Consider the following 22,185-nt stretch of genomic DNA (forward strand, 5'->3'; position numbering starts at 1 on the left):
TTTTGGAACCAGGAGTTGCAATGATGAAAGTTCTGCGCCCCACCAAACTGATGGCCGCCGCTGCGCTGGCCTTCGGCGTGATCGCGTCGCCGCTGGCGCATGCCGCCAAGGACGTGACGTTCGCCGTCTCCATCGCGCTGGAAACGCTCGATCCGTACAACACCAACAGCACGCTGAACCAGGCGGCCGGCAAGGCCTACTATGAAGGCCTGTTCGAGTTCGACAAGGACCTGAAGGTCCAGAAGGTCCTGGCCACCGACTACACCGTCAGCGAAGACGGCCTGGTCTACACCTTCAAGCTGCGTCCCGGCGTGAAGTTCCATGACGGCACCGATTTCAACGCCGAAGCCGTCAAGATCAACTTCGACCGTCCGGCCAATCCGGACAACCGCCTGTCGCGCTACATCCAGTTCAGCGTCATCGACAAGACCGAAGTGGTCGACCCGATGACCGTCAAGATCACGCTGAAGAAGCCGTTCTCGGCCTTCATCAACGCGCTGGCCCACCCGGCCGCCATGATGATCTCGCCCGCCGCGCTGGCCAAGTACGGCAAGGAAATCGGCTTCCACCCCGTGGGCACCGGTCCCTTCGAATTCGTCGAATGGAAGCCGGCCGAATACCTGAAGGTCAAGAAGTTCGACGGCTACTGGAAGAAGGGCTACCCCAAGGTCGACACCCTGACCTTCCGTACCGTGACGGACAACAACACCCGCGCCGCCGTGGTGCAGACGGGTGAAGCGCAGTTCGCCTTCCCGGTGCCGTTCGAGCAGGCCGCCGTGCTGAAGAAGAACGACAAGCTGGACGTGGTCGATCACCACAACTCGATCATGGCGCGCTACCTGTCGATGAACACGCAGCAAAAGCCGTTCGACAACGTCAAGGTGCGTGAAGCCATCAACTACGCCATCAACAAGGAAGCCCTGGCCAAGGTCGCTTTCTCGGGCTATGCCACCATCGTCGACGGCGTCGTGCCGCAAGGCGTGGACTACGCGCACAAGACCGGCCCGTGGCCGTACGACATCAAGAAGGCCAAGGCCCTGCTGGCCGAAGCCGGCTACCCCAACGGCTTCGAAAGCCAGCTGTGGTCCGCCTATAACGACGGCACCTCGGTGAAGGTGGTGCAGTTCCTGCAGCAGCAACTGGCGCAAGTCGGCATCAAGGTGTCGGTCGAAGTGCTGGAATCGGGCCAGCGTGTGCAGCGCGTCCAACAGGTGCAGAAGCCTGAAGACGCCAAGGTCCGCATGTACTACGCCGGCTGGTCGTCCTCGACCGGCGAAGCCGACTGGGGCCTGCGTCCGCTGCTGACCACCGCCGCGTTCCCGCCGGTGCTCAACAACGTGTCGTACTACTCGAACAAGTCGGTGGACGATGGCATCCAGCAAGCCCTGGCCACGACCGACCGCGCCAAGAAGACCGAAATCTACAAGAACGTTCAGGAAACCATCTGGAAGGACGCCCCGTGGGCCTTCCTGGTGACCCAGAACAACCTGTACGTGAAGTCGAAGAACCTGTCGGGCGTGTACGTTGAGCCGGACACCTCGTTCTGGTTCGGCGACATCGATCTGAAGCAGTAAATCTGGCAGTAACTCTCGGGGCCTAGTCGCCCCTGTAAGGCCACATACGGCGGGGGCGCGGTGTCCCCGCCGATGTTGCAGGAATTTCAATGCTGACCTACATCGTCAAACGTCTTTTGGGCATGATCCCCACGCTGCTGCTGGTAGCCGTGGTCGTGTTCCTGTTTGTGCACATGCTTCCGGGCGACCCGGCGCGACTGGCCGCGGGCCAGGAGGCCGACCAGCAGACCGTCGAGCTCGTGCGCAAGGAACTGGGACTGGATCTGCCGCTGCCGCAGCAGTTCGTGCGCTATTTCAGCCACATGCTGCAAGGCGACCTGGGTACCTCCTTGCGTACCAAGCGCCCCGTCTCGACCGAAATCGCCGACCGTTTCATGCCTACCCTGTGGCTCACGCTCGCCAGCATGGTGTGGTCAGTGACCTTCGGCATGATCATCGGGATCGTGTCGGCGGTATGGCGCAATCGCTGGCCCGACCGTCTCGGCATGACGCTGGCGGTGTCCGGCATCTCGTTCCCCGCGTTCGCGCTGGGCATGATGCTGATGCAGGTCTTCTCCGTGAATCTGGGCTGGCTGCCTACCGTGGGCGCCTCGACCTGGCAACACTACATACTTCCGTCCATCACGCTGGGCGCCGCCGTGGCGGCCGTGATGGCGCGCTTTACCCGGGCTTCCTTCGTGGAAGTCATCCAGGAAGACTTCGTGCGGACCGCCCGCGCCAAGGGCCTTACCGAGCGCCGCGTCGTGATCAAGCATGCGCTGCGCAATGCGCTGATTCCCGTCGTCACGATGATGGGCCTGCAGTTCGGCTTCCTGCTGGGCGGCTCCATCGTGGTCGAGACCGTGTTCAACTGGCCCGGCCTCGGCCGCCTGCTGGTGGACGCCGTGACCCAGCGCGACTATCCGGTGATCCAGGGCCTGGTGCTGCTGTTCTCGCTGGAATTCATCCTGATCAACCTGATTGTCGACGTGCTCTATGGCGTCATCAATCCCAGCATCCGTTACAAGTGAGGCGGCCATGAGCAATACGACACCCGCCACGACCATCGCCGCCGCTCCCAAGAACGACGTGCGCACCCCCGCCACCGAGTTCTGGCGCAAATTCAAGAAGCAGAAGCTCGCCGTCGGCGCGGGCATCTTCGTCCTGCTGCTCGTCGTCGTCGCGGTCTTCGCGCCGTGGATCGTGCCGTTCGACCCGGAGAACTTCTTCGACTACGACGCCCTGAACGCCGGACCTTCCACCACCCACTGGCTGGGCGTGGACTCGCTGGGCCGCGACATCTTCAGCCGCATCATCATGGGCGCGCGCATCTCCCTGGCCGCGGGCTTCCTGTCCGTCGCCATGGGCGCCGTCGTCGGCACTTTTATGGGCCTGATGGCGGGCTACTACGAAGGCTGGTGGGAACGCATCACGATGCGCATCTCCGACGTGCTGCTGGCGTTCCCCGGCATGCTGCTGGCCATCGGCGTGGTCGCCATCCTGGGTTCCAGCATGGTCAACGTGATCGTGGCCGTGGCCGTGTTCAGCGTGCCGGCGTTTGCCCGCCTGGTGCGCGGCAACACGCTGTCGATCAAGCAGATGACCTACGTCGAAGCGGTCAAGAGCGTGGGCGCGTCCGACTGGACCATCATCATGCGCCACATCCTGCCCGGCACGATCTCGCCGATCGTGGTCTACGGCACGATGCGCATCGGCACCTCGATCATCACCGCGGCCAGCCTGTCGTTCCTGGGCATGGGCGCTTCGCCCCCCACGCCGGAGTGGGGCGCGATGCTGAACGAAGCGCGCGCCGACATGGTGATCGCGCCGCACGTGGCAATCTTCCCGGCGCTGGCGATCTTCTTCACGGTGCTCGCGTTCAACCTGCTGGGCGACGGCCTGCGCGACGCGCTCGATCCCAAGATCGACCGCAAGTAATCCTGCCGCCGGCCCTCCCTGGAGGGCTGGCGTGGAGGGCGAATCTTTGCGCCGTCGCCCCAGGGCGGCGGCGTTTTACATTCAGGAGCGTGGCGACACGCAGCGAACATGGACAAACAAGCGCTGGACATCCCCCGCATCGGCGTACTGCCATCGGGACCGCTGGATTCGATCTGCGACGTGGGCGAGGTCGCCGTCGGCCACCGTACGCTGGCCGAAGGCCCGCTGCAGACCGGCGTAACCGTGGTGCGTCCGCATGCCGGCGATCCCTATCTGGATAAGGTGCCGGCTGCCGCCACCGTGCTGAACGGCTTCGGCAAGAGCACCGGCCTGGTTCAGGTGCAGGAGCTGGGCGTGCTGGAAACGCCCATTGCGCTGACCAATACGTTTGGCGTGGGTACGGTGGCCAATGCGCAGATCCGCGCCGCGGTCGCCGCGAACCCTGGCATTGGTCGCGGCATGGCTACCGTCAATCCGCTGGTCTTCGAATGCAACGATGGCTATCTGAACGATATCCAGGCGCTGGCGGTGCAGGAATCGCACTACGCCGAGGCGCTGGCCGCCGCGGGCAAGCCGTTCGAGCAGGGCGCCGTCGGCGCGGGCCGGGGCATGTCCTGCTTCTCGTTCAAGGGCGGCATCGGCTCGGCCTCGCGCCTGGCATCCATTCAGGCCGGACCGCAATACACGGTTGGCGCGCTGGTGCTGGCGAACTTCGGCCGCCTGCCCAACCTGACCGTGGCGGGCAGGCCCTTCGGCCGCCGGCTGGCGCAGCAACTGGACAGCGGCCTGGCCCAGGCGGGCGAGAACGCCGCCATCGTGCCCGAGAAGGGTTCCATCATCCTGCTGCTGGCGACCGATGCGCCGCTGGACTCGCGCCAGTTGCGCCGCCTGTCGCTGCGGGCCGGGGCGGGGCTGGCCCGCACCGGTTCGGTGTATGGCCATGGCAGCGGCGACATCGCGCTGGCGTTTTCCACCGCCTATACGGTGCCGCAACTACCCGAGCAGCCCATGCCGGCGGTGGCGATGCTGCACGAGGCCCGCATCGATCCCTTGTTCGAAGCCGCCGCCGAAGCCTGCGAACAGGCCATCATTTCCGCGCTGTGGCATGCCGAAGGCGTGACGGGGCGCGACGGCAACCACCGCGCCGCGATCCGCGACGCGGCGCCGCAGTGGCGCCAGTGGCTGTCCGAAACCGAATTCTGAAATCCTCCGAGGCTGATCCCATGAAGATCCTGATTTCCACCGATATCGAAGGCGTCGCCGGCGTCTTTCATTCCGAACAAGTCCGCGCCGGCAACGGCGAATACGAGCGCGCCCGCGCCTGGATGACCGCCGAGGCCAACGCGGCCGTGCAAGGCGCGATCGCCGGCGGCGCCGAAGAGATCCTGGTCAACGATTCGCACGGCGGCTTTCGCAACCTGCTGCCTGACGGCCTGGACGAGCGCGCCCGCCTGGTGCTGGGCAAGCCGCGCTACCTCGGCATGATGGGCGGCCTGGAAGAGGGCTGCGACGCCGTCTTCATGATCGGCTACCACTCGCGTTCGCAGGGCCGCGGCATCCTGGCCCACACCATCAACAGCTTCGCCTTTGCCCGCGTAATCATCAACGGCATGGAGCTGGGCGAGGCCGGCCTGTACGGCGCGCTGGCGGGCGAGTTGGGCGTGCCCGTCATCCTGGGCACCGGCGACGATGCCTTCATCGCGGAGACCCGCGATACCTTCCCGGGCGCCGAATGGGTGCAGACCAAGGTGGCCCATGGGCAGGGTAGCGGCGTGACCCTGTCGCCCGCTGCATCGCGCCGCGCGATTGCGTCCGCCGCCGAAACCGCCGTGCGCAATTTGAAGAAAGGGGGAGTGGTTCCTTTCCGCATTCCCGCCCCTATAGAATGCCGGTTGCAGACGCAGAGCTCGGCCCTGGCCGACCTGTTCTGCATGTGGCCCACGCTGGAACGCGTGGACGGCGTGACCTTGCGATTCACCACGGATAGCATGCAGTCCGCCGTCCGCACGCTGAACAGCCTGGCCGCCATGTCTTTCATGTTGCGCTAAGGATCCCATCCCCCATGTCTAGCACCGACGCCCGTATTGCCCAATTGCGGCAGGCCATGAGCCGCCGCGGCCTGTCCGCCTATGTCGTTCCGTCCTCGGACCCGCACCTGTCCGAATACCTGCCCGCGCGCTGGCAGGGACGGCGCTGGTTGTCCGGCTTCACGGGCTCGGTCGGCACGCTGGTGGTCACGGCCGATTTCGCCGGCCTGTGGGTGGACAGCCGCTACTGGGTGCAGGCCGAAGCCCAGTTGGCCGGCACCTGCGTGCAGCTGATGAAGATCGCGCTGGCCACGACGCCGGGCCATGTGGACTGGCTGGCGGCCAATGCCAAGGCGGGCGAGGTCATCGGGGTGGACGGACAGGTGCTGGGCCTGGGCGCTTTCCGCGCCTTGTCGGCGGCCGCGGCCTCGGCCGGCGCGGCGCTTGAAATCCGCGAGGATCTGCTGGAAGACATCTGGCAGGAACGCGCCGGGCTGCCCGGCGCCGCCATCTATGAACATGTGGCGCCTGAAGCCTGCGTGACCCGCGCAGACAAGCTGGCGCAGGTGCGCGCCGCCATGCGCACGCATGGCGCCGACGTGCATTTCATCAGCACGCTGGACGACATTGCCTGGCTCTTCAACCTGCGCGGCGCGGACGTGGATTACAACCCGGTGTTCGTCGGCCACGCGCTGGTCGGACAGGACCATGCCACGCTGTTCGTGGCCGACGGCAAGATCGACGACGCCCTGCGTGCTGTGCTGGCGGCCGATGGCGTGGAAGTCGCCGCATATGCCCAGGCCGCCGATGCGCTGGCCTCGCTGGAACTCGATCAGAAGCTGCTGATCGATCCGGCCCGCGTGACCTGCGGCGTGTTCCATGCGATGGACCCGGCCGTGCCGCGCATCGAAGCCATCAATCCGTCCACGCTGCTGAAATCCCGCAAGACCGATGCCGAGCTGGCGAACGTACGTCTTGCCATGGCGCAGGACGGCGCCGCGCTCTGTGAGTTCTTCGCCTGGTTCGAAGGCGCGCTGGGCAATGAAACCATCACCGAACTGACCATCGACGAGCAGATCACCGCTGCGCGCGCGCGCCGGCCGGCCTATGTCTGCCCCAGCTTCGCCACCATCGCCGGCTTCAACGCCAACGGCGCGATGCCGCACTACCGCGCAACCCAGGAATCGCACGCCACCATCGAAGGCGACGGCCTGCTGCTGATCGACTCGGGCGGCCAATACCTGGGCGGCACGACCGACATCACCCGTGTGGTCGCGGTGGGCTCGCCCAGCGCCGACCAGAAGGTGGATTTCACGCTGGTGCTCAAGGGCATGATCGCGCTGTCGCGCGCCTCGTTCCCGCGCGGCACGCCTTCGCCCATGCTGGACGCCATTGCGCGCGCCCCAATTTGGGAAGGCGGCGCGGAATACGGCCATGGCACGGGCCACGGCGTGGGTTACTTCCTGAACGTGCATGAGGGCCCGCAGGTCATTTCCTACCGCGCCGTGCCGGGTCCGCACACGGCGATGGAGCCAGGCATGATCACCTCCAACGAACCGGGCATCTACCGCCCGGGCCGCTGGGGCGTGCGCATCGAGAACCTGGTCGCCAACCGCGCCTGGCTGACCTCGGAACTTGGCGAATTCCTGTGCTTCGAAACGCTGACGCTGTGCCCGATCGACACGCGCTGCATCGAGCCGTCGCTGATGCGCGCCGACGAAATCGCCTGGCTCAACGACTATCACAAGACGGTGTACGAACGCCTGTCGCCGCTGGTCGAAGGCGAGGCGCTGGCCTGGCTGGAGCGCCGCACCGCCGCGATCTGAACCGCTGCGTGAGTGCATGAAAAAAGGCCGCGGGCGCAATGCCCGCGGCCTTTTGCTTCGCGTGAAATCGGGTCAGCTTGCCGGCGTGGCCGTCTTGGCGCGGGGATACAGTGCGAGCCTGCCGATCAGGCAGCCCAAGGCCAGCAGCGCGCCATAGGCCAGCAGCGTCAGGCCGGCGGCCGCATGGGACTCCGCCGCGCGCATCAGTTGTCCCCAGGTCATCGCCCGGACGGCCAGGAATCCCAAACCTATGCCCAGCGCCTGCGCCAGCCAGAAGGCGATGGTGCCGTGGGCGACGGCCCGTCCGAACCGGGCCGCGCCGATCGGGCGCGGCAGGATGTTCAGGCAGACCAGGGTGCATAGCCCCAGCAGGGCCGCAGGCAGGACCAGGTAGCCCAGCGCGTACGCCGTCCAGCCAGCGCCCTGAGCCTGCATCTGCAGGAAACCGCCCAACCAGATCGAAACAGTCAGTTGCCAGACCAGCACGGTCAGCGCGGTAGTCCAGGCGGCATGGCGCCGTTCATAGGCGGGGCCGCCAGCCGGGCCCGCAGGCTGCACGGTCCAGGCGGCAATGCGCACGATGACGCAGATGCCGATGATCTCCAGCACGATGGTCACGAGCTTGGTGATGATGTTCAGGGCCAGAAACTGCCCGATCATGCCGAAGCCGAGCCGTTCCTGCAGCACGTCGCGGTGGTCCATGACGAAGCGCATCAGCGTGTTCTGCAGGAAGGCGATGCCTGCCGCCACGGCCAGGGTGTAAAGCAGAAACAGCGCGATGAAGGTGCCGAACAGCTTGCGGGGCTCGGTCACCGCCTGGGTGTCATGGCGCGCCAGCCAGCCTCGCATGGCTCCCCAGGCGGTCAATCCGGCGATCACCGCGCCCGCGACGATATGGACCAGCAGCGGCGCCAGGAACTGCGGCTGGGTGTACATCTCCTGCATTTGCTCGAACTGGGGCAGGGCCAGCAGGCTGTACGACTGGACCAGCGCCGAGTAAGCAAGCCGCAGGAAAACTGCGGTCAACGCAAGGCGCCAGGCGAGCGAGTAGGAGGATCGGGCGGGATCGGTCATCGGCGGAAGCGGGAGTGTTGAGAAAAAACAGCAAGCAAAAAAATAGGGATCGAACATAGCACGGCGCTGCGCCGCGCCACACAAGGCGATGCCCCTTTCGGCGATTCGAGTGCTGCCAAATGTTACGCCCCGGAGCTAGGGGAAAACCCAAATAAGCTCCGCCTCCCGGCTATAATCCAAATTTCCCGCACGCGCCCGCTCGTCCCGGGTGCTCATTACGATGACCAAATACGTATTTGTCACCGGCGGTGTGGTGTCTTCCCTGGGCAAAGGCATCGCCGCTGCGTCGCTCGCCGCCATCCTCGAGTCGCGTGGCCTGCAAGTCACCATGCTGAAGCTCGACCCGTACATCAACGTCGATCCGGGCACCATGAGCCCGTTCCAGCATGGCGAGGTGTTCGTCACGGAAGACGGCGCCGAAACCGACCTGGACCTTGGCCACTACGAGCGTTTCATTTCGGCTCGCATGCACAAGGTGAACAACTTCACCACCGGCCAGATCTACGAATCCGTGCTCCGCAAGGAGCGCCGCGGTGACTACCTGGGCAAGACCGTCCAGGTCATTCCGCACATCACCAACGAAATCCAGGACTTCATCGCCCGCGGCGCCGAAGCCGCCTGGAACGGCAACACGGACGTCGCGATCGTCGAGATCGGCGGCACCGTGGGTGACATCGAGTCCCTGCCGTTCCTGGAAGCCGCCCGCCAGATGAGCCTGCGCATGGGCCGCAACAACGCCGCCTTCGTGCACCTGACGCTGGTGCCCTTCATCGCGTCGGCCGGCGAACTCAAGACCAAGCCGACCCAGCACTCGGTGCAGAAGCTGCGCGAAATCGGCATCTACCCGAACGCGCTGCTGTGCCGCGCCGACCGCCGCATCCCGGACGACGAGCGCGCCAAGATCTCGATGTTCTCCAACGTGCCCCTGGACGCGGTCATCTCCGTCTGGGACGCCGATTCGATCTACAAGATCCCGGCGATGCTGCATGCGCAGGGCGTGGACAACATCGTCTGCGAAGCGCTGGGCCTGACCCCGCCGCCGGCCGACCTGTCCATGTGGGACAACCTGGTCGAGGCGCTGGAGCACCCGCAGCACCAGCTCACCATCGGCATGGTCGGCAAGTACGTCGACCTGACCGAGTCGTACAAGTCGCTGACGGAAGCCCTGGTTCACGCCGGCATCCACACGCGCTCGAAGATCAACATCGAGTACATCGACTCCGAAGACATCGAAACCCGCGGCACCGACCAGCTCAAGCACCTGGACGCCATCCTGGTTCCGGGCGGCTTCGGCAAGCGCGGCACCGAAGGCAAGATTGCCGCGATCCGCTACGCCCGTGAAAACGGTGTGCCGTACCTGGGCATCTGCCTGGGCATGCAACTGGCCGTGATCGAGTTCGCGCGCCACGTCGCCGGCCTGGGCGGCGCCAACAGCACGGAATTCGATCCCTCGGCGCCGCACCCCGTGGTGGCCCTGATCACCGAATGGATGGACCGCGAAGGCAAGGTCGAAAAGCGCAACCAGTCGTCCGACCTGGGCGGCACCATGCGCAAGGGCGCGCAGCGCGTGCCGATCAAGCCGGGCACCCGCGCGCAGTCGATCTACGGCGACGAAGTGAACGAGCGTCACCGCCATCGCTACGAGGTCAACAACGTCTACGTGCCGCGCCTGGAAGAAGCCGGCATGGTGATCAGCGCCCGCACGCCGACCGAGAACCTGCCGGAAATGATGGAATTGCCCGACCACCCGTGGTTCGTGGGCGTGCAGTTCCACCCGGAGTTCACGTCGACCCCGCGTGACGGCCACCCGTTGTTCGCCAGCTATATCCGCGCCGCCATCGAGCAGAAGGCTCGCCGCGGTCAGGAGGCGTAATGCGCGTCTGCGGTCTGGAGTTCCGTAAGCGGATCTTCGGGACCGCGGGCCGCCGCCTCAGCGCCGCCCTATACGGCGGCGCTTCTTTCGGATACAACCAATTAGCATCGGATATGCGTCGCCCGGCCGCCTTGCGCGACACTGGCGGCGTCGCCGTATCCGGCGTCAGACCGAAACCAACGCAACTGCTCTGAAGGAATCCCATGAGTGCCTACCTCATCGCCGACGTCTCAGTGACCAAGCCCGCGCAGTACGAGGACTACAAGCGTCTGTCCACGCTCGCAATGCGCGCGTACGATGCGAAGATCCTGGTGCGCGGCGGCGATTCCAGGCACCTCGAGGGCCGTGAGCCTGGCCGTACCGTCGTCATGGAATTCCCCTCCATGACCGCGGCCCAGGCTTTCTACGACTCCTGGCAGTACCGCCGCGCCCGCAATGCCCGCGAAGGCGCGGCTGTCATGAATATGTTTATCGTTCAGGGAATGTAAAGTCATGAGTGCTATCGTCGATATCATCGGCCGCGAGATTCTGGATTCGCGCGGCAACCCCACCGTCGAATGCGATGTGCTGCTGGAGTCCGGCGCCATGGGCCGCGCGGCCGTGCCGTCGGGCGCGTCCACCGGCGCGCGCGAAGCCATCGAGCTGCGCGACGGCGACAAGAGCCGTTATCTGGGCAAGGGCGTGCTGCGCGCCGTCGAGAACCTGAATACGGAAATCTCGGAAGCCCTGATGGGCCTGGACGCCCAGGAACAGACCTTCGTCGATCGCACCCTGATCGAGCTGGACGGCACCGAATCCAAGGAACGCCTGGGCGCCAACGCGATCCTGGCCGCCTCCATGGCCGTGGCCCGCGCCGCCGCCGACGAATCGGGCCTGTCCCTGTACCGCTATTTCGGCGGCAGCGGCCCCATGAGCATGCCCGTGCCGATGATGAACGTCATCAACGGCGGCGCGCACGCCAACAACACGCTGGACCTGCAGGAACTGATGATTCTGCCGGTGGGCGCAGGCAGCTTCCGCGAAGCCCTGCGCTGGGGCGCCGAAGTCTTCCACATGCTCAAGAAGCTGATCCACGGCCAAGGCATGTCCACGGCAGTGGGCGACGAGGGCGGTTTCGCGCCCAACGTGGCCAGCCATGAAGCCGCCATCCAGCTGATCCTGAAGGCCATCACCGAAGCCGGCTACGAGCCGGGCACGCAGATCGCCCTGGGCCTGGATTGCGCCAGCTCCGAGTTCTACCGCGACGGCAAGTACACGCTGGCCGGCGAAGGCGGCATCTCGCTGTCCTCGCAGGAATTCACCAATCTGCTGGCCACCTGGTGCGACAAGTACCCGATCATCTCGATCGAAGACGGCATGGCCGAAAACGACTGGGAAGGCTGGAAGCTCCTGACCGACCAGTTGGGCAAGAAGGTGCAGCTGGTGGGCGACGACCTGTTCGTTACCAACACCAAGATCTTGCGCGAAGGCATCCAGAAGGGCGTCGCCAACTCGATCCTCATCAAGATCAACCAGATCGGCACCCTGACCGAGACCTTCGCCGCCATCGAAATGGCCAAGCGAGCCGGCTACACCGCCGTCGTGTCGCACCGTTCGGGCGAAACCGAAGACTCCACCATCGCCGATATCGCCGTGGCGACCAACGCCATGCAGATCAAGACGGGTTCGCTGTCGCGTTCGGACCGCATGGCCAAGTACAACCAGCTCCTGCGCATCGAGGAAGAGCTGGCTGAAGTCGCGTCGTATCCCGGCTTGGAAGCTTTTTACAACCTGCGTTGATGAGAAGCGCGGCCCCAGGCGCAATCCCGGGGCCGCATCCACGCCACGACTGCTGAGGGTTCCCGCGTATGCGCCTGTTGTTCCTGGTGCTGTTCGTGCTGCTAGGCCTGATCCAATACCCGCTGTGGCTGGGTAAGGGCGGGTGGTTCAAGGTCTGGGATCTGCAACGCCAGGTGGCGGAGCAACGCGAGACCAACGAAGGCCTGCGCGCGCGCAATGCCGCATTGGAAGCGGAAGTGCGCGACCTCGAAGGCGGCTCCGGCGCCATCGAGGAACGCGCCCGCGGCGAACTGGGCATGATGCGCGACGGCGAGGTGTTCGTGCACATCCTGCCGCAGAACACCCCGGCCCCGGCTGGCGGCGCCTCTTTGGCTGCCGACGCCGCGGCCAAGCCGGCCACCCCCGCGCGCGCCAGCGCGCCGGCGGCCCGCCCTGCGGCTACGCCTCCCAAGCCCGCCAATCAGGCCAACGCCCGGCACTGAGCGCCGGCTGCCGTTCCTGTTCATTCCCCGTTCCGTTCAACCGCAGCGCACGCTGCGGCACTCTCCGTACACGATGCCGGCGGGTTGCGTCGTCCTGCGCGCCCAATCCACCGGGTGCGAATGCATCTCCGTTTCCAGTTCCATGCGCAGGGGTAACAGGCCCCGGGTCTGCGCGTTTCCGGCATAGCTGCCGCGATCGGAGCCCAGCGCGGCCAGCAACGCCCGCAAGGGCGGCAGCAACGGCTTGTGCAGATAGGTCAGCCGCAGCTTCAAGGTGTTGGCCTGGAATATGGTCTGGCCGCCCGGCTGCGGCGGCCGGCGCGCATGCTGCAGGTCCTGGTAGCCGTTGTCGATGGCGCGCAGGCCTGACGCCGCGGGTACCTTGAGATCCGGGCGGGCGTGTTCGCGGAACGATTGCTCGTCGGGCAGCAGGACTTCGATGCGCCAGGGGTGGGTACCCGAAATGGCGGCCAGCTCGGCTTGCTCGTCTTCCTGGCGGCGGCGTGCGCCGGCCTGGCCTTGCGCATCGGCGTACCGCGGCAGCAGGGCCTGCAGAAAGGCCATGCGCATGCGCGCTGGATCGCCGTGCCCGGTGGCGCCGGCGCGTCCCGCCTCCATCAACGCCAGATAGGCCATCTGGCGCACGCCCTGCCAGCGGGCCGTTTCGATCGCCAGCAGGCCCAGCAGCAGCACCACGGCGCCCGCCACCGCGAATTCGATGGCGGCAGCGCCGCGTTGCCGGCAGGAGGGAGCATGAAAAAAGGCGGTCATGGCTGCGCAGTCTGGCGCAGGCATGGCCGCCTGTCGATGAGGATAAGCCGGCGTGATCGAAACGTCCCGGCGGCCAGGCCGCCGGTGTGGATCAGTGCACCGTGGGAGGTTCGTCCGCGGCCGGAGCTGCGCCGGACGAGAACAAGGTGGCGCAGTCGACGGAGTCGAACTTATACGGTTTGCCGCAGAAGTCGCAGGCCACGTCGACCTGGCCGCGTTCGGCCAGGATGCTGTTGATCTCTTCCTGGCCCAGCGTGCGCAGCATGCTGGCCACGCGTTCGCGGGTGCAGGGGCAGTGCCAGCGCACCGCCAGCGGATCGAACGCCACCAGGGTTTCTTCCCAGAACAGGCGATGGATCAGCGTGTCGATGTCGGTGGCCAGCAGTTCGTCGCGCTTGATGGTGCCGGCCAGGGCGCAGGCGCGGTCCCAGGTTTCGGCGGCGTTCTGCTCGGTAAGAGCGGGCGCGTCCGAGCCGCCGTGGTAAGGCAGGCGCTGGATCAGCATGCCCGTGGCATGGTCGGCGTCGGCCGCCAGCCACAGCCGGGTATCCAGCTGTTCGGAGGCTTTCATGTAGTGCTGCAGGGCTTCGGCCACGGTGTCGCCCTGCAGGGGCACGATACCCTGATAGGCCTGCTGGCCCGGCAGCTTGCGCTGCGGATCCAGCACCACGATGAAACGGCCGTTGCCGCCCGGGTTCAGCAGGCTTTGCATGTTGCCGTCGCTGGGCACGTCGTGGCCTTCGCGCATCTTGACGGTGGCGCGCAGGCTCAGGTCGTTGCGGCATTCCACCACCAGCAGGGCAATGGGGCCGTCGCCCTGGATCTGCAGCACCAGCGAGCCGTCGAACTTGATGTTGGCGGCCAGCAGTGTGGACGCCGCCACCAGTTCGCCCAGCAGGTGGGTGATGGCGGGAGGGTAGTCGTGATTGGCCTGCACGGCCTTCCAGGTCGCGTCCAGGCGCACGGCCTGGATGCGGACGCTGCGGTCTTCGGTAAGGTATTTCTTGAGCTGATCGGTCATGGAGGAATGTTAGCCGATCAGGCCCGTCTATTCCCCCTGCCGCCAGCAGGGTCGAAGCGCCGCCCCGGGGCGCTCAGCCGATCCGTTTCAGCGCGGTCTTGTAGTGTTGGCCGCGCGCCACGTAATGGGCGGTGTTCTTGTGCAGATTGGCGATTTCCTCGTCCGAGAGCTCGCGGACGATCTTGCCGATGCCGATGACCAGGGAGTTGTCGGGAATGATGCGGTCTTCCGGAATGATGGCGCCAGCGCCGATCAGGCAGTTGCGGCCAATGACGGCATTGTTCAGCACGATGGCCTGCATGCCCACGAGGGCGCCTTCATGGATGGTACAGCCGTGCAGCATGGCCTGATGGCCTACCGTGACGTTGGGGCCGATGGTCATGGGACAGCCGTCGTCCACGTGCAGCACGCTGCCTTCCTGGATATTGGTGCCGCTCTTGATCAGGATGGCGTCGTTGTCGCCGCGGATCGACACGTTGGACCAGATGCTGACGCCTGCCTCCAGCGTTACGTTGCCGATGATGTCGGCGCTGTCGGCCACATAGGCCGCCGGGTCGATGCGGGGAATCAGGTCGTCAAGCTGGTAAATGGGCATGCCTAGGTCTCCGGTTGCGGCGTCACGCCTTGGGGGCGTGCGGCGCGTCTGTAATGGCTGCGGTCATCCGCGAGCGCTCTTCTTCGCGCAGGCGCAGGACGCGGCGCTGGATTTTACCGGTGGTGGTCATGGGCAGCTCGTCGACGAATTCGATCTCCTTGGGGTACTCATACGGGGCCAGGCGTTCGCGCACATGTTCCTGCAGGTTCTCGATGATGTCGTTGCGGTCGCGCTGCGCGAACTCCGGCGTCAGCACCACGTAGGCCTTGACCAGGGCGCCGCGCTCGGCGTCCGGCTTGGGCACGACGGCGGCGTTGGCCACGGCCGGATGCCCGATCAGGCAGCTTTCGATTTCGCCCGGCCCGATGCGGTAGCCGGCGGACTTGAATACGTCGTCGGCGCGGCCCGCGTACCAGAGGTAGCCGTCGCCGTCGATCTTGGCCAGGTCGCCAGTCAGGCACCAGTCGCCCTTGAACTTGGCCTGGGTGGCGGCTTCATTGCGCCAGTAGCCCAGGAACATCACGGGATCCGGGTAGCCATGGATGTCGAGCCGGTTGACGGCGATCTCGCCGGTGGCGCCGGGCGCGACCGGCTTGCCGTCCTCGTCCAGCACCGCGACGTTGTGGCCCGGGTAGGGGCGGCCCATGCTGCCTGGTTTGGCGGGCCAGCGCTTCTGGCTGTTGCCCACCACGTAGTTCATTTCCGTCTGGCCGAACATTTCGTTGGGCGTTACGCCCAGCGCCGATTGGCACCATTCGAAGACGGTCTCGCCCACGCTTTCGCCGGCGCTCATGATGGAACGCAGGGCCAGCTGGTAGCGGCCGCGCGGCTCCGGCACCGCTTTCATCATCATCTTGAGCGCGGTGGGAAAGAGGAAGGTGTTGGTGACCTGGTAGCGTTCCAGGAGCTCGAATGCGCGCTCGACCGAGAAGCGGCCGCGCGTGCCGACGATGGGGTGGCCGAAGTACAGGGTGGGCAGAAGGGCGTCCATCATGCCGCCGGTCCAGGCCCAGTCGGCCGGCGACCAGAACACGTCGGCGGGCTTGGGGAACCAGTCCTGCGAGGCCACGAAGCCCGGCAGGTTGCCGATCAGCACGCTGTGCGGCAGCAGCGCGCCCTTGGGGGCGCCGGTGGTGCCGGAGGTATAGAGCAGGATGGCAGGGTCCGAGGAACGGGTCTGGACCATCTTGAATTCGCTGGGTTGGCGCGCCAGCAGGCTGCGCCAGGGCAATACGCGTTCGTCGGCGAAGCCGATGCCGATGATCTGCTGCAGGTTGGGACAGTTGTCGCTTACGGCCAGCAGGTTGGCGCTGGAGGCGTAATCCACGATCGCGACCCGGGTTTCGGAGTCGCGCAGGCGGCTTTCCAGGGCCTCGGGGCCGAACAGGGCGGACAGCGGCAGCACTACCGCGCCGACGCTGTAGATGGCCATATGGGCCACCACGGTCTCGGGCCGTTGCCCCAGCACCACACCCACGCGGTCGCCGCGCCCAACGCCCATTTTCACCAGGCCGTTGGCCAGCTGATTGGCCGCTTCCGCCAGGCGGGCATAGGTCCAGACCTCGCGGTTGCCAGATTCATCTTCGTAGTAGATGGCAATGCGCCGCGCATCCGGACTGCTGGATGCCCAGCGGTGGCAGCACGCTTCCGCGATGTTGAACTGGGTGGGTACCAGCCAGCGGAATGTTTGGTAGAGCGCCTGATATTGGTCGTTCATGGCCCTATGTTGTGAGCATGTTGCAGCGTGAACGGGTCAAGTTGGCCCGTTGCCCCAGATGCAAGCATGACCTAGAGGGCCGTGAACTGCAACATCCCCGTTGCGTAACGGGGACGCATACGGGTTATCACGGGTGTTTGCCTTGGCGGCGCAGTGCGGAGGGCAGGGCCGGCAGCGTCAGCGAGCGGGGCGGCCGGGCGGCGGGATCGGCTTCGCGATCCGCCATGACAGTGGCCCAGTCCAGCAACTGGAGCTGGCCGTCGTGCGTCTCCGCCAGGGCGGACAGGCTCTCCACCCAGTCGCCGTCGTTGCAGTAGAGGATCTCGCCCACGTAGCGCAGTTCGGCCTTGTGGATATGGCCGCAGACCACGCCGTCCAGGCCCCGTCGCCGGGCTTCGCCCGCCAGCGCCTCTTCGAAGTCCGTGATGAAGGACACGGCGTTCTTGACCTTGTGCTTCAGGTATTGCGACAGGGACCAGTAATGCAGTCCCAGGCGGTGGCGCAGCCGGTTGAAATGATGGTTGATCCACAGCGCCAGTTGGTAGAGCCCGTCGCCCAGGTGGGCCAGCCAGCGGCTGTGCTGGATCACGCCGTCGAACTGGTCGCCATGCAGCACCAGCAGGCGCTGCCCCTTGGCGGTGGTGTGCACGTCCTCGTCCAGGATCTCGATGTCGCCGAAGGCATAGCCAGCGAACTCGCGCGCGAATTCGTCATGGTTGCCCGGGATGAACACGACCCGGGTGCCGTTGCGCGCCTTGCGCAGGATGCGCTGGATGACGTCGTTGTGCGCCCGGGGCCAGTGCCAGTGCTTGCGCAGCTGCCAGCCGTCGACGATGTCCCCCACCAGGTAGAGCGTGTCGGAATCGTTGTGATCCAGGAAGTCGAGGAGGAATTCCGCCTTGCACCCGGCGGTGCCCAGGTGAATATCGGAAATCCAGAGGGCGCGCCAGTGCGCGGGGCGGATTTCGTTCACGGTCGCTTTCCCAGGGGCTGTGCTCATGCCTGGGAATGAAACCATCCGGCGATGACCGGAACGTGAACGCTGCGTGACGCTGTTGTGACGGCGGGCGAGGTTCTGCGATGCACGGCGGACTGCCGTGCATCGGGTTCATGGGTTCGGGGGGCCGCGACCGGAGTCGGCGGTCAGGGCTGCTGCGGGTTGGCCTTCTTGGCCCGCAGGCGCTTCCAGATGCCGCCGCCCAGCGCGGCCGCGGCCAGCAGGCCGACCTTGGCGAACTTGGCCAGGAAGGCGGCGATCACGGCGAACAGGCCCAGTTTCTTGGCCGCTACGCCAGCCACCAGGGCGGCCAGGCCGTACTCGGCCACCTTGTCGGTCGAGGAGTTGAAGTCGGCGTAGCGCTTGCCTTCGACGTAGTTCAGGTTGTCCAGCAGGGTCAGCACGGCCGTCTTGTCCTTGGGCACCATGCTCTTCTGCGTGATCAGGTCCAGCGTGATGTAGCCGTCGCGGCCCAGCGCGTAGGTGTTGTAGTTGACGGTGGGGTTCTCGGTGGCGCTTTCGCCCTTGTGCTTGACCGCGACCGACCAGACCAGGCGCTGCGAGTTGCTGTCGTACTTCGGCGCCTCGACCCAGCCGTCCATGATCAGTTCGGGGAAGCCACGCTTCTTGCGCTCTTCGTTGGACTGCTCGGTGCCTTCGCGCAGGCTGTCCAGCAATTCGTTGACGTTCCAGTTCTTGGCGTCGTCGTCCTTGATGTAGCCGGCCTTGTCGAAATTGACGGTGATGACCCAATCGTCATCGTCGTTCTTGGGCATCACCACGCCCAGCAGGGAAGGATCCTTGCCGTTGCCGTAGGCCGCCATCAGCCGGTCCGCCTGCAGGCGCGGCACGAAGAACATGGATTCGGGCAGATGCACGACCGCCTGCTCGCCCAGCTTGACGTCGGCGGGCCCTTCCTGGGCAGCGGCGAAGGCGGCCTTGGTGGCCGCTTCGATTTCCTGTTGGGCGGCGGCGTTCTGCGCCAGGGCGCCGGCGGGCAGCAGGAACAGGGCGCTGGCGGCGGCCAGCGCAACACGGGAAAGGAAAGCGCGCATGATGGTTCTAGGGCGTCTGAAAAAAGGGGCCCCATTGTCTTTGCGGTCGACTTTCAACTTTCTGAAAGCAAAAGGCTAATTCGGCGCACGATGTTGCCGTTTGTCGCAGAATGTATACGGCGCGGCGGCTGACGCTGCCGGCGCAGGCTAGCGGGCCTTCTTGTGGCGCGGCGCGTTGCGCAGCCGCGTGCCCAGGATGCGATCGTGCAGGAACTGGCCGTCGGGATCGAACCAGGACCAGACGAAGATGGTGAAGGGCGCGGCGACGATGAACATGTCCATCGAAGGCCAGCCGGTGGCGCTGGCGGCCGCCCACACGACCGCCGCGCCGGCCAGCACCAGAGGCCAGACCAGGACGTAGCGCAACATCAGGCGGGTCGTGGACGGGGTGTTGCCGTCGCGGTCGACCAGGCGGATGTTCCAGGTTTTCATGGGCAGGGTCTGGCCGCGGCGGCGCCAGCACAGCACGAAATACGCTCCGATGGCGACGAACAGCCAGGCCTGCCGGGCGCCGCGCAATTCCAGCGCGTTCTTGCTCTGGGTCAGGGTATCCAGCAGGTAGCCAGCCAGGAACACCACGCCAAACAGCAGCACGGCTTCGTACATCATGCAGGCGAACCGGCGCAGCCGGTTGGGGGTCTGGTCGAGGAGGGCGTCGGTCGTCATGGGTCGCTATTATCCGACAAAGCCCAGGCCTTCCAAGGCAAAAAAAAACCCACCGGTAAGGGCGGGTCTTAAAAGGGGCTATGCAGCCCCCAAGGGGAAAACTGTTCAGGCCGTAAGCCTGGGGCCTTGCTCAGGCGGCGGAGTGCGCGTTCTTGGCGCTCGTCTTGCCAGCCAGGGCACGGATGCCGTGGGCCAGCTTACGCAGGCCGGCGGCCAACGCCCGCATCGGGTGCGGACGGAATTGTTCTTCGATAGCCTGGAGCATCAGTTGGCGCTCGAGTTCGTCGGTCAGGCGGATAGTGTTGTTCGGGTTGATCACAATAGCCTCCACGGGCTTGCACTGTTTGTTTAGCTACTAGGGATAACCCGAATTATAGGGGTTAACCCTGAACTTGTGCAAGTGCCTGGTGCATATTGGCAACACCTTGGTGCGATGATGCGCTCAAACAGTGCTGGGGAAAACCATAAGCAAAGATAAGCGCGCCATGTTGCGGCGCCTTTACAACGCGCTGTTCAAGAGGAAGGGGGCGCCCGGGGGCCGAAACCTCCCGGGGCGCAGGGGGGCTCAGGCGTCGCGGTAACCGGCCGCGACCAGCTCGAAACCGAACAGGCGGCAGTCCAGCGAACCGTTGTGCAGCGGCACGCGGCGCTTGGGCTTCAAGCGCATCTGGTTGGGCAAGGTGAGGTCGCTGGTGATGACGTGCAGTTGCCAGCCCGCGAAATTGCGCTTCAGGCAGGTGGCCCAGTCGCGCCACAGATCCGCGTCCTGTTCGGTCCCCATGCGCTCGCCATAGGGCGGGTTGGTGACGATCCAGCCGTGGTCGGCGGGCGCCGTGACGTGGCGGGCATCGCCGACCTCGAAGCGGATCGAGTCTTCGGTCAGCCAGGCGCGTTCGGCGTTGTTGCGGGCGAATTCGATCGCGCGCGGGTCCAGGTCGTAGCCGACCAGCGGCGCGTCCAGTTGCGGCAGGATGCGCGCGCGGGCATCGTCCTTCAGGTCGCGCCAGCGGTAGGCGTCATGTCCGCGCAGGCGTTCGAAGCCGAACGGGCGCGAGATGCCCGGGGGCACGCCGAGGGCGATCCAGGCAGCCTCGATCAGGATGGTGCCCGATCCGCAGAACGGATCCAGCAGCGGGGCGGCCGGATCCCAGCCCGCCAACGCCAGCATGCCTGCGGCCAGGTTCTCGCGCAGCGGCGCCTCGCCCTTGTCCAGGCGCCAGCCGCGCTTGAACAGCGACTCGCCCGAGGTGTCCAGGTACAGCGTCGCGGTATGCCCGGTCAGGAACAGGTGCACGCGGGCGTCCGGACGCACGGTGTCGATGCTGGGGCGTTCGCCTTCCAGTTCGCGCAGGCGGTCGCAGATGCCGTCCTTGGCGCGCAAATTGCAGTACTGCAGGCTTTGCACCGGGCTCTTGATGGCCGAGGTATCCACGCGCAGGGTCTGCTCCGCGCCGAACCAGCGCTCCCAGGGAGTGTCGCGGGCCAGGTCCAGGATGTCGTCTTCGTGCGAAATCTCGGCATGGGCGACCTGCACCAGGATACGGGTGGCCAGGCGCGAATACAGGTTGGCGCGCTGCACGCCGGCCCAATCGGCCGTGAACGAGCAGCCAGCGCGGCCGGCCTGGGCGTCCTCGAAGCCCAGCGCCTGCATTTCGGCCGTCAGCGCCTCTTCCAGTCCTTGCGGGCAGGGGGCGAAGATGGGAAATGTTTCCGCCTGGCGGGTTTCGCGCGGACGGCGGCTGCGGACCTCGACGGCGGGTTCGCGGTGGTCTTGGTCCCGGTTACGTGCTTCGACAAAATCCGATTCGTGCTCGGGTTCAGCCTGATATTCCGGCGCCGGACCGTCGTCCTCGAACGGGTCGTAGAAGCGTCCCGCCGGGGTGGCCGGCGCGATGTACTGATCGTCGCGCAGGCGCGGCGCGCGCTGCGGGGCGCGGCCGGAGCGGCCGCCGGATTCAGTTTCGCGGCGCGGGCTGTCGGCCCGCTTGCGGTCCGTAGCAGGTCGCCCCGATGCCGCCCGGTCCGAGGCGCCGCGTCCCGGCGCCGCCCGGTCCGACGCGCCGCGCGCGGACTGGCCGCGGCCGGCGCCGCGCGGGCCACGCGCTTCCTCGTCCTTGCGCCGCTGATAGGCGGCGGGATCTTTCTGGCGTTCGATGCTTTCCTTGGTGCGCTCCTGTTGCGCGACCAGACGGGCGCGGGCGCCGCTGCGGGTGCGCTTGGGGGCGTCTTCGGCATAGGCGTCGCGCGCCGTTTTCTTGATCGTCAGCGTCTTGCGCGGGCGGTCCTGTTCATCAGAGGACATACGAATCCTGGCGAATGTGCAGAGGTAGGGGTATCAGAAGGGTTTGACGACGACCAGCGCCACCACCACCAAGAGCAGCAAGACGGGAACTTCGTTGAACCAGCGATAGAACTTGTGCGAACGGGTGTTTTTGCCCTGTTCGAATTTGCGCAGCATCAGGCCACAGGCGTGATGGTAGCCGATGACGAGCAGGACGAAAAAGAGCTTGGCGTGCATCCAGCCGTTGCCGGGGCCCACGCCGATGCGATAACCCAGATAGAGCCACATGCCGAATACCACCGCGACCACGGCCAGGATGGTGGTGAAACGGTACAGGCGGCGCGCCATGCCCAGCAGGGTGGTCTGGACCGCGGGGTCCGATTGCTGCGCCAGATTCACGAATATGCGCGGCAGGTAGAACAGGCCGGCGAACCAGGAAGCGATAAAGACAATATGAAAGGTCTTGACCCAAAGCATGGCCATGGCGCGATCCAGTCGAGGAAAGCCGCATTGTAAGCTGCGCCACTACG

Annotated in this window: 21 protein-coding genes; 10 read left to right on the forward strand and 11 right to left on the reverse strand. The window is 65.8% G+C overall.

The window, feature by feature from the left end:
- Positions 1-20: 20 nt before the first annotated feature.
- The 6 genes from gsiB (at position 21) to IB258_RS11795 (ending at position 7,344) form a co-directional block, all read left to right on the forward strand.
- Positions 21-1,574, forward strand: coding sequence for a glutathione ABC transporter substrate-binding protein GsiB (gene gsiB, locus IB258_RS11770; protein WP_054450705.1), 1,554 nt, complete (start codon positions 21-23; stop codon positions 1,572-1,574).
- An 89-nt stretch (positions 1,575-1,663) separates the two neighbouring features.
- Positions 1,664-2,584 (forward strand): glutathione ABC transporter permease GsiC, encoded by a 921-nt coding sequence (gene gsiC / locus IB258_RS11775; RefSeq protein WP_013392281.1) that lies wholly within the window; start codon positions 1,664-1,666, stop codon positions 2,582-2,584.
- A 7-nt stretch (positions 2,585-2,591) separates the two neighbouring features.
- On the forward strand, positions 2,592-3,491 hold the full coding sequence (gene gsiD / locus IB258_RS11780) for a glutathione ABC transporter permease GsiD (protein WP_054450707.1): 900 nt from the start codon (positions 2,592-2,594) through the stop codon (positions 3,489-3,491).
- Positions 3,492-3,599: 108 nt separating this feature from the next.
- Entirely contained in the window at positions 3,600-4,694 is a 1,095-nt protein-coding gene (locus tag IB258_RS11785) for a P1 family peptidase (protein WP_192352607.1), read from the forward strand.
- Between the two features lie 20 nt (positions 4,695-4,714).
- Positions 4,715-5,539 (forward strand): M55 family metallopeptidase, encoded by an 825-nt coding sequence (locus tag IB258_RS11790; protein ID WP_192352608.1) that lies wholly within the window; start codon positions 4,715-4,717, stop codon positions 5,537-5,539.
- A gap of 14 nt (positions 5,540-5,553) precedes the next feature.
- Positions 5,554-7,344, forward strand: coding sequence for an aminopeptidase P family protein (locus IB258_RS11795; RefSeq protein ID WP_054450712.1), 1,791 nt, complete (start codon positions 5,554-5,556; stop codon positions 7,342-7,344).
- Positions 7,345-7,416: 72 nt separating this feature from the next.
- On the opposite strand, the gene IB258_RS11800 is transcribed toward IB258_RS11795, so the two are convergent.
- On the reverse strand, positions 7,417-8,370 hold the full coding sequence (locus IB258_RS11800; RefSeq protein ID WP_225590355.1) for a hypothetical protein: 954 nt from the start codon (positions 8,368-8,370) through the stop codon (positions 7,417-7,419).
- A gap of 268 nt (positions 8,371-8,638) precedes the next feature.
- Between IB258_RS11800 and IB258_RS11805 the strand changes: the two genes are divergently transcribed.
- The 4 genes from IB258_RS11805 to ftsB all read left to right on the forward strand — a co-directional run bounded on the left by IB258_RS11805 (position 8,639) and on the right by ftsB (position 12,552).
- Positions 8,639-10,291: a CTP synthase gene (locus tag IB258_RS11805; protein ID WP_054450715.1), complete on the forward strand. Its 1,653-nt coding sequence runs from the start codon at positions 8,639-8,641 to the stop codon at positions 10,289-10,291.
- Between the two features lie 203 nt (positions 10,292-10,494).
- Complete coding sequence (locus IB258_RS11810) at positions 10,495-10,779, forward strand: DUF1330 domain-containing protein (protein WP_013392289.1); 285 nt, start codon at positions 10,495-10,497, stop codon at positions 10,777-10,779.
- Positions 10,780-10,783: 4 nt separating this feature from the next.
- On the forward strand, positions 10,784-12,070 hold the full coding sequence (gene eno / locus IB258_RS11815; protein ID WP_054450719.1) for a phosphopyruvate hydratase: 1,287 nt from the start codon (positions 10,784-10,786) through the stop codon (positions 12,068-12,070).
- Positions 12,071-12,138: 68 nt separating this feature from the next.
- On the forward strand, positions 12,139-12,552 hold the full coding sequence (ftsB, locus tag IB258_RS11820; protein WP_054450721.1) for a cell division protein FtsB: 414 nt from the start codon (positions 12,139-12,141) through the stop codon (positions 12,550-12,552).
- 36 nt (positions 12,553-12,588) lie between these two features.
- Here the strand turns inward: ftsB and IB258_RS11825 are convergent, their stop codons facing one another.
- From IB258_RS11825 to IB258_RS11870, 10 genes are all read right to left on the reverse strand, one after another.
- Positions 12,589-13,323: a pilus assembly protein gene (locus IB258_RS11825; protein ID WP_225590356.1), complete on the reverse strand. Its 735-nt coding sequence runs from the start codon at positions 13,321-13,323 to the stop codon at positions 12,589-12,591.
- A gap of 91 nt (positions 13,324-13,414) precedes the next feature.
- Positions 13,415-14,344, reverse strand: a complete 930-nt coding sequence (gene hslO / locus IB258_RS11830) for an Hsp33 family molecular chaperone HslO (protein WP_054450725.1) — start codon at positions 14,342-14,344, stop codon at positions 13,415-13,417.
- Between the two features lie 73 nt (positions 14,345-14,417).
- A complete protein-coding gene (locus IB258_RS11835) occupies positions 14,418-14,939 on the reverse strand; it encodes a gamma carbonic anhydrase family protein (RefSeq protein ID WP_054450727.1) in 522 nt (173 codons plus the stop codon).
- Between the two features lie 22 nt (positions 14,940-14,961).
- Positions 14,962-16,656, reverse strand: a complete 1,695-nt coding sequence (locus IB258_RS11840; protein WP_192352610.1) for an acyl-CoA synthetase — start codon at positions 16,654-16,656, stop codon at positions 14,962-14,964.
- A gap of 127 nt (positions 16,657-16,783) precedes the next feature.
- Positions 16,784-17,656, reverse strand: coding sequence for a UDP-2,3-diacylglucosamine diphosphatase (locus tag IB258_RS11845; RefSeq protein ID WP_119450948.1), 873 nt, complete (start codon positions 17,654-17,656; stop codon positions 16,784-16,786).
- A 143-nt stretch (positions 17,657-17,799) separates the two neighbouring features.
- Positions 17,800-18,708 (reverse strand): DUF2167 domain-containing protein, encoded by a 909-nt coding sequence (locus IB258_RS11850; RefSeq protein WP_192352611.1) that lies wholly within the window; start codon positions 18,706-18,708, stop codon positions 17,800-17,802.
- Between the two features lie 147 nt (positions 18,709-18,855).
- On the reverse strand, positions 18,856-19,374 hold the full coding sequence (locus IB258_RS11855; RefSeq protein WP_054450734.1) for an RDD family protein: 519 nt from the start codon (positions 19,372-19,374) through the stop codon (positions 18,856-18,858).
- A gap of 130 nt (positions 19,375-19,504) precedes the next feature.
- Complete coding sequence (locus tag IB258_RS11860; protein WP_006389355.1) at positions 19,505-19,693, reverse strand: hypothetical protein; 189 nt, start codon at positions 19,691-19,693, stop codon at positions 19,505-19,507.
- Between the two features lie 246 nt (positions 19,694-19,939).
- Complete coding sequence (locus tag IB258_RS11865) at positions 19,940-21,676, reverse strand: class I SAM-dependent RNA methyltransferase (RefSeq protein WP_054450736.1); 1,737 nt, start codon at positions 21,674-21,676, stop codon at positions 19,940-19,942.
- Between the two features lie 33 nt (positions 21,677-21,709).
- Complete coding sequence (locus tag IB258_RS11870) at positions 21,710-22,138, reverse strand: CopD family protein (protein ID WP_175163653.1); 429 nt, start codon at positions 22,136-22,138, stop codon at positions 21,710-21,712.
- Between the last annotated feature and the right edge of the window lie 47 nt (positions 22,139-22,185).

Source organism: Achromobacter sp. ACM02, assembly GCF_014851605.1.
Classification (GTDB): Bacteria; Pseudomonadota; Gammaproteobacteria; order Burkholderiales; family Burkholderiaceae_B; genus Achromobacter; species Achromobacter aegrifaciens.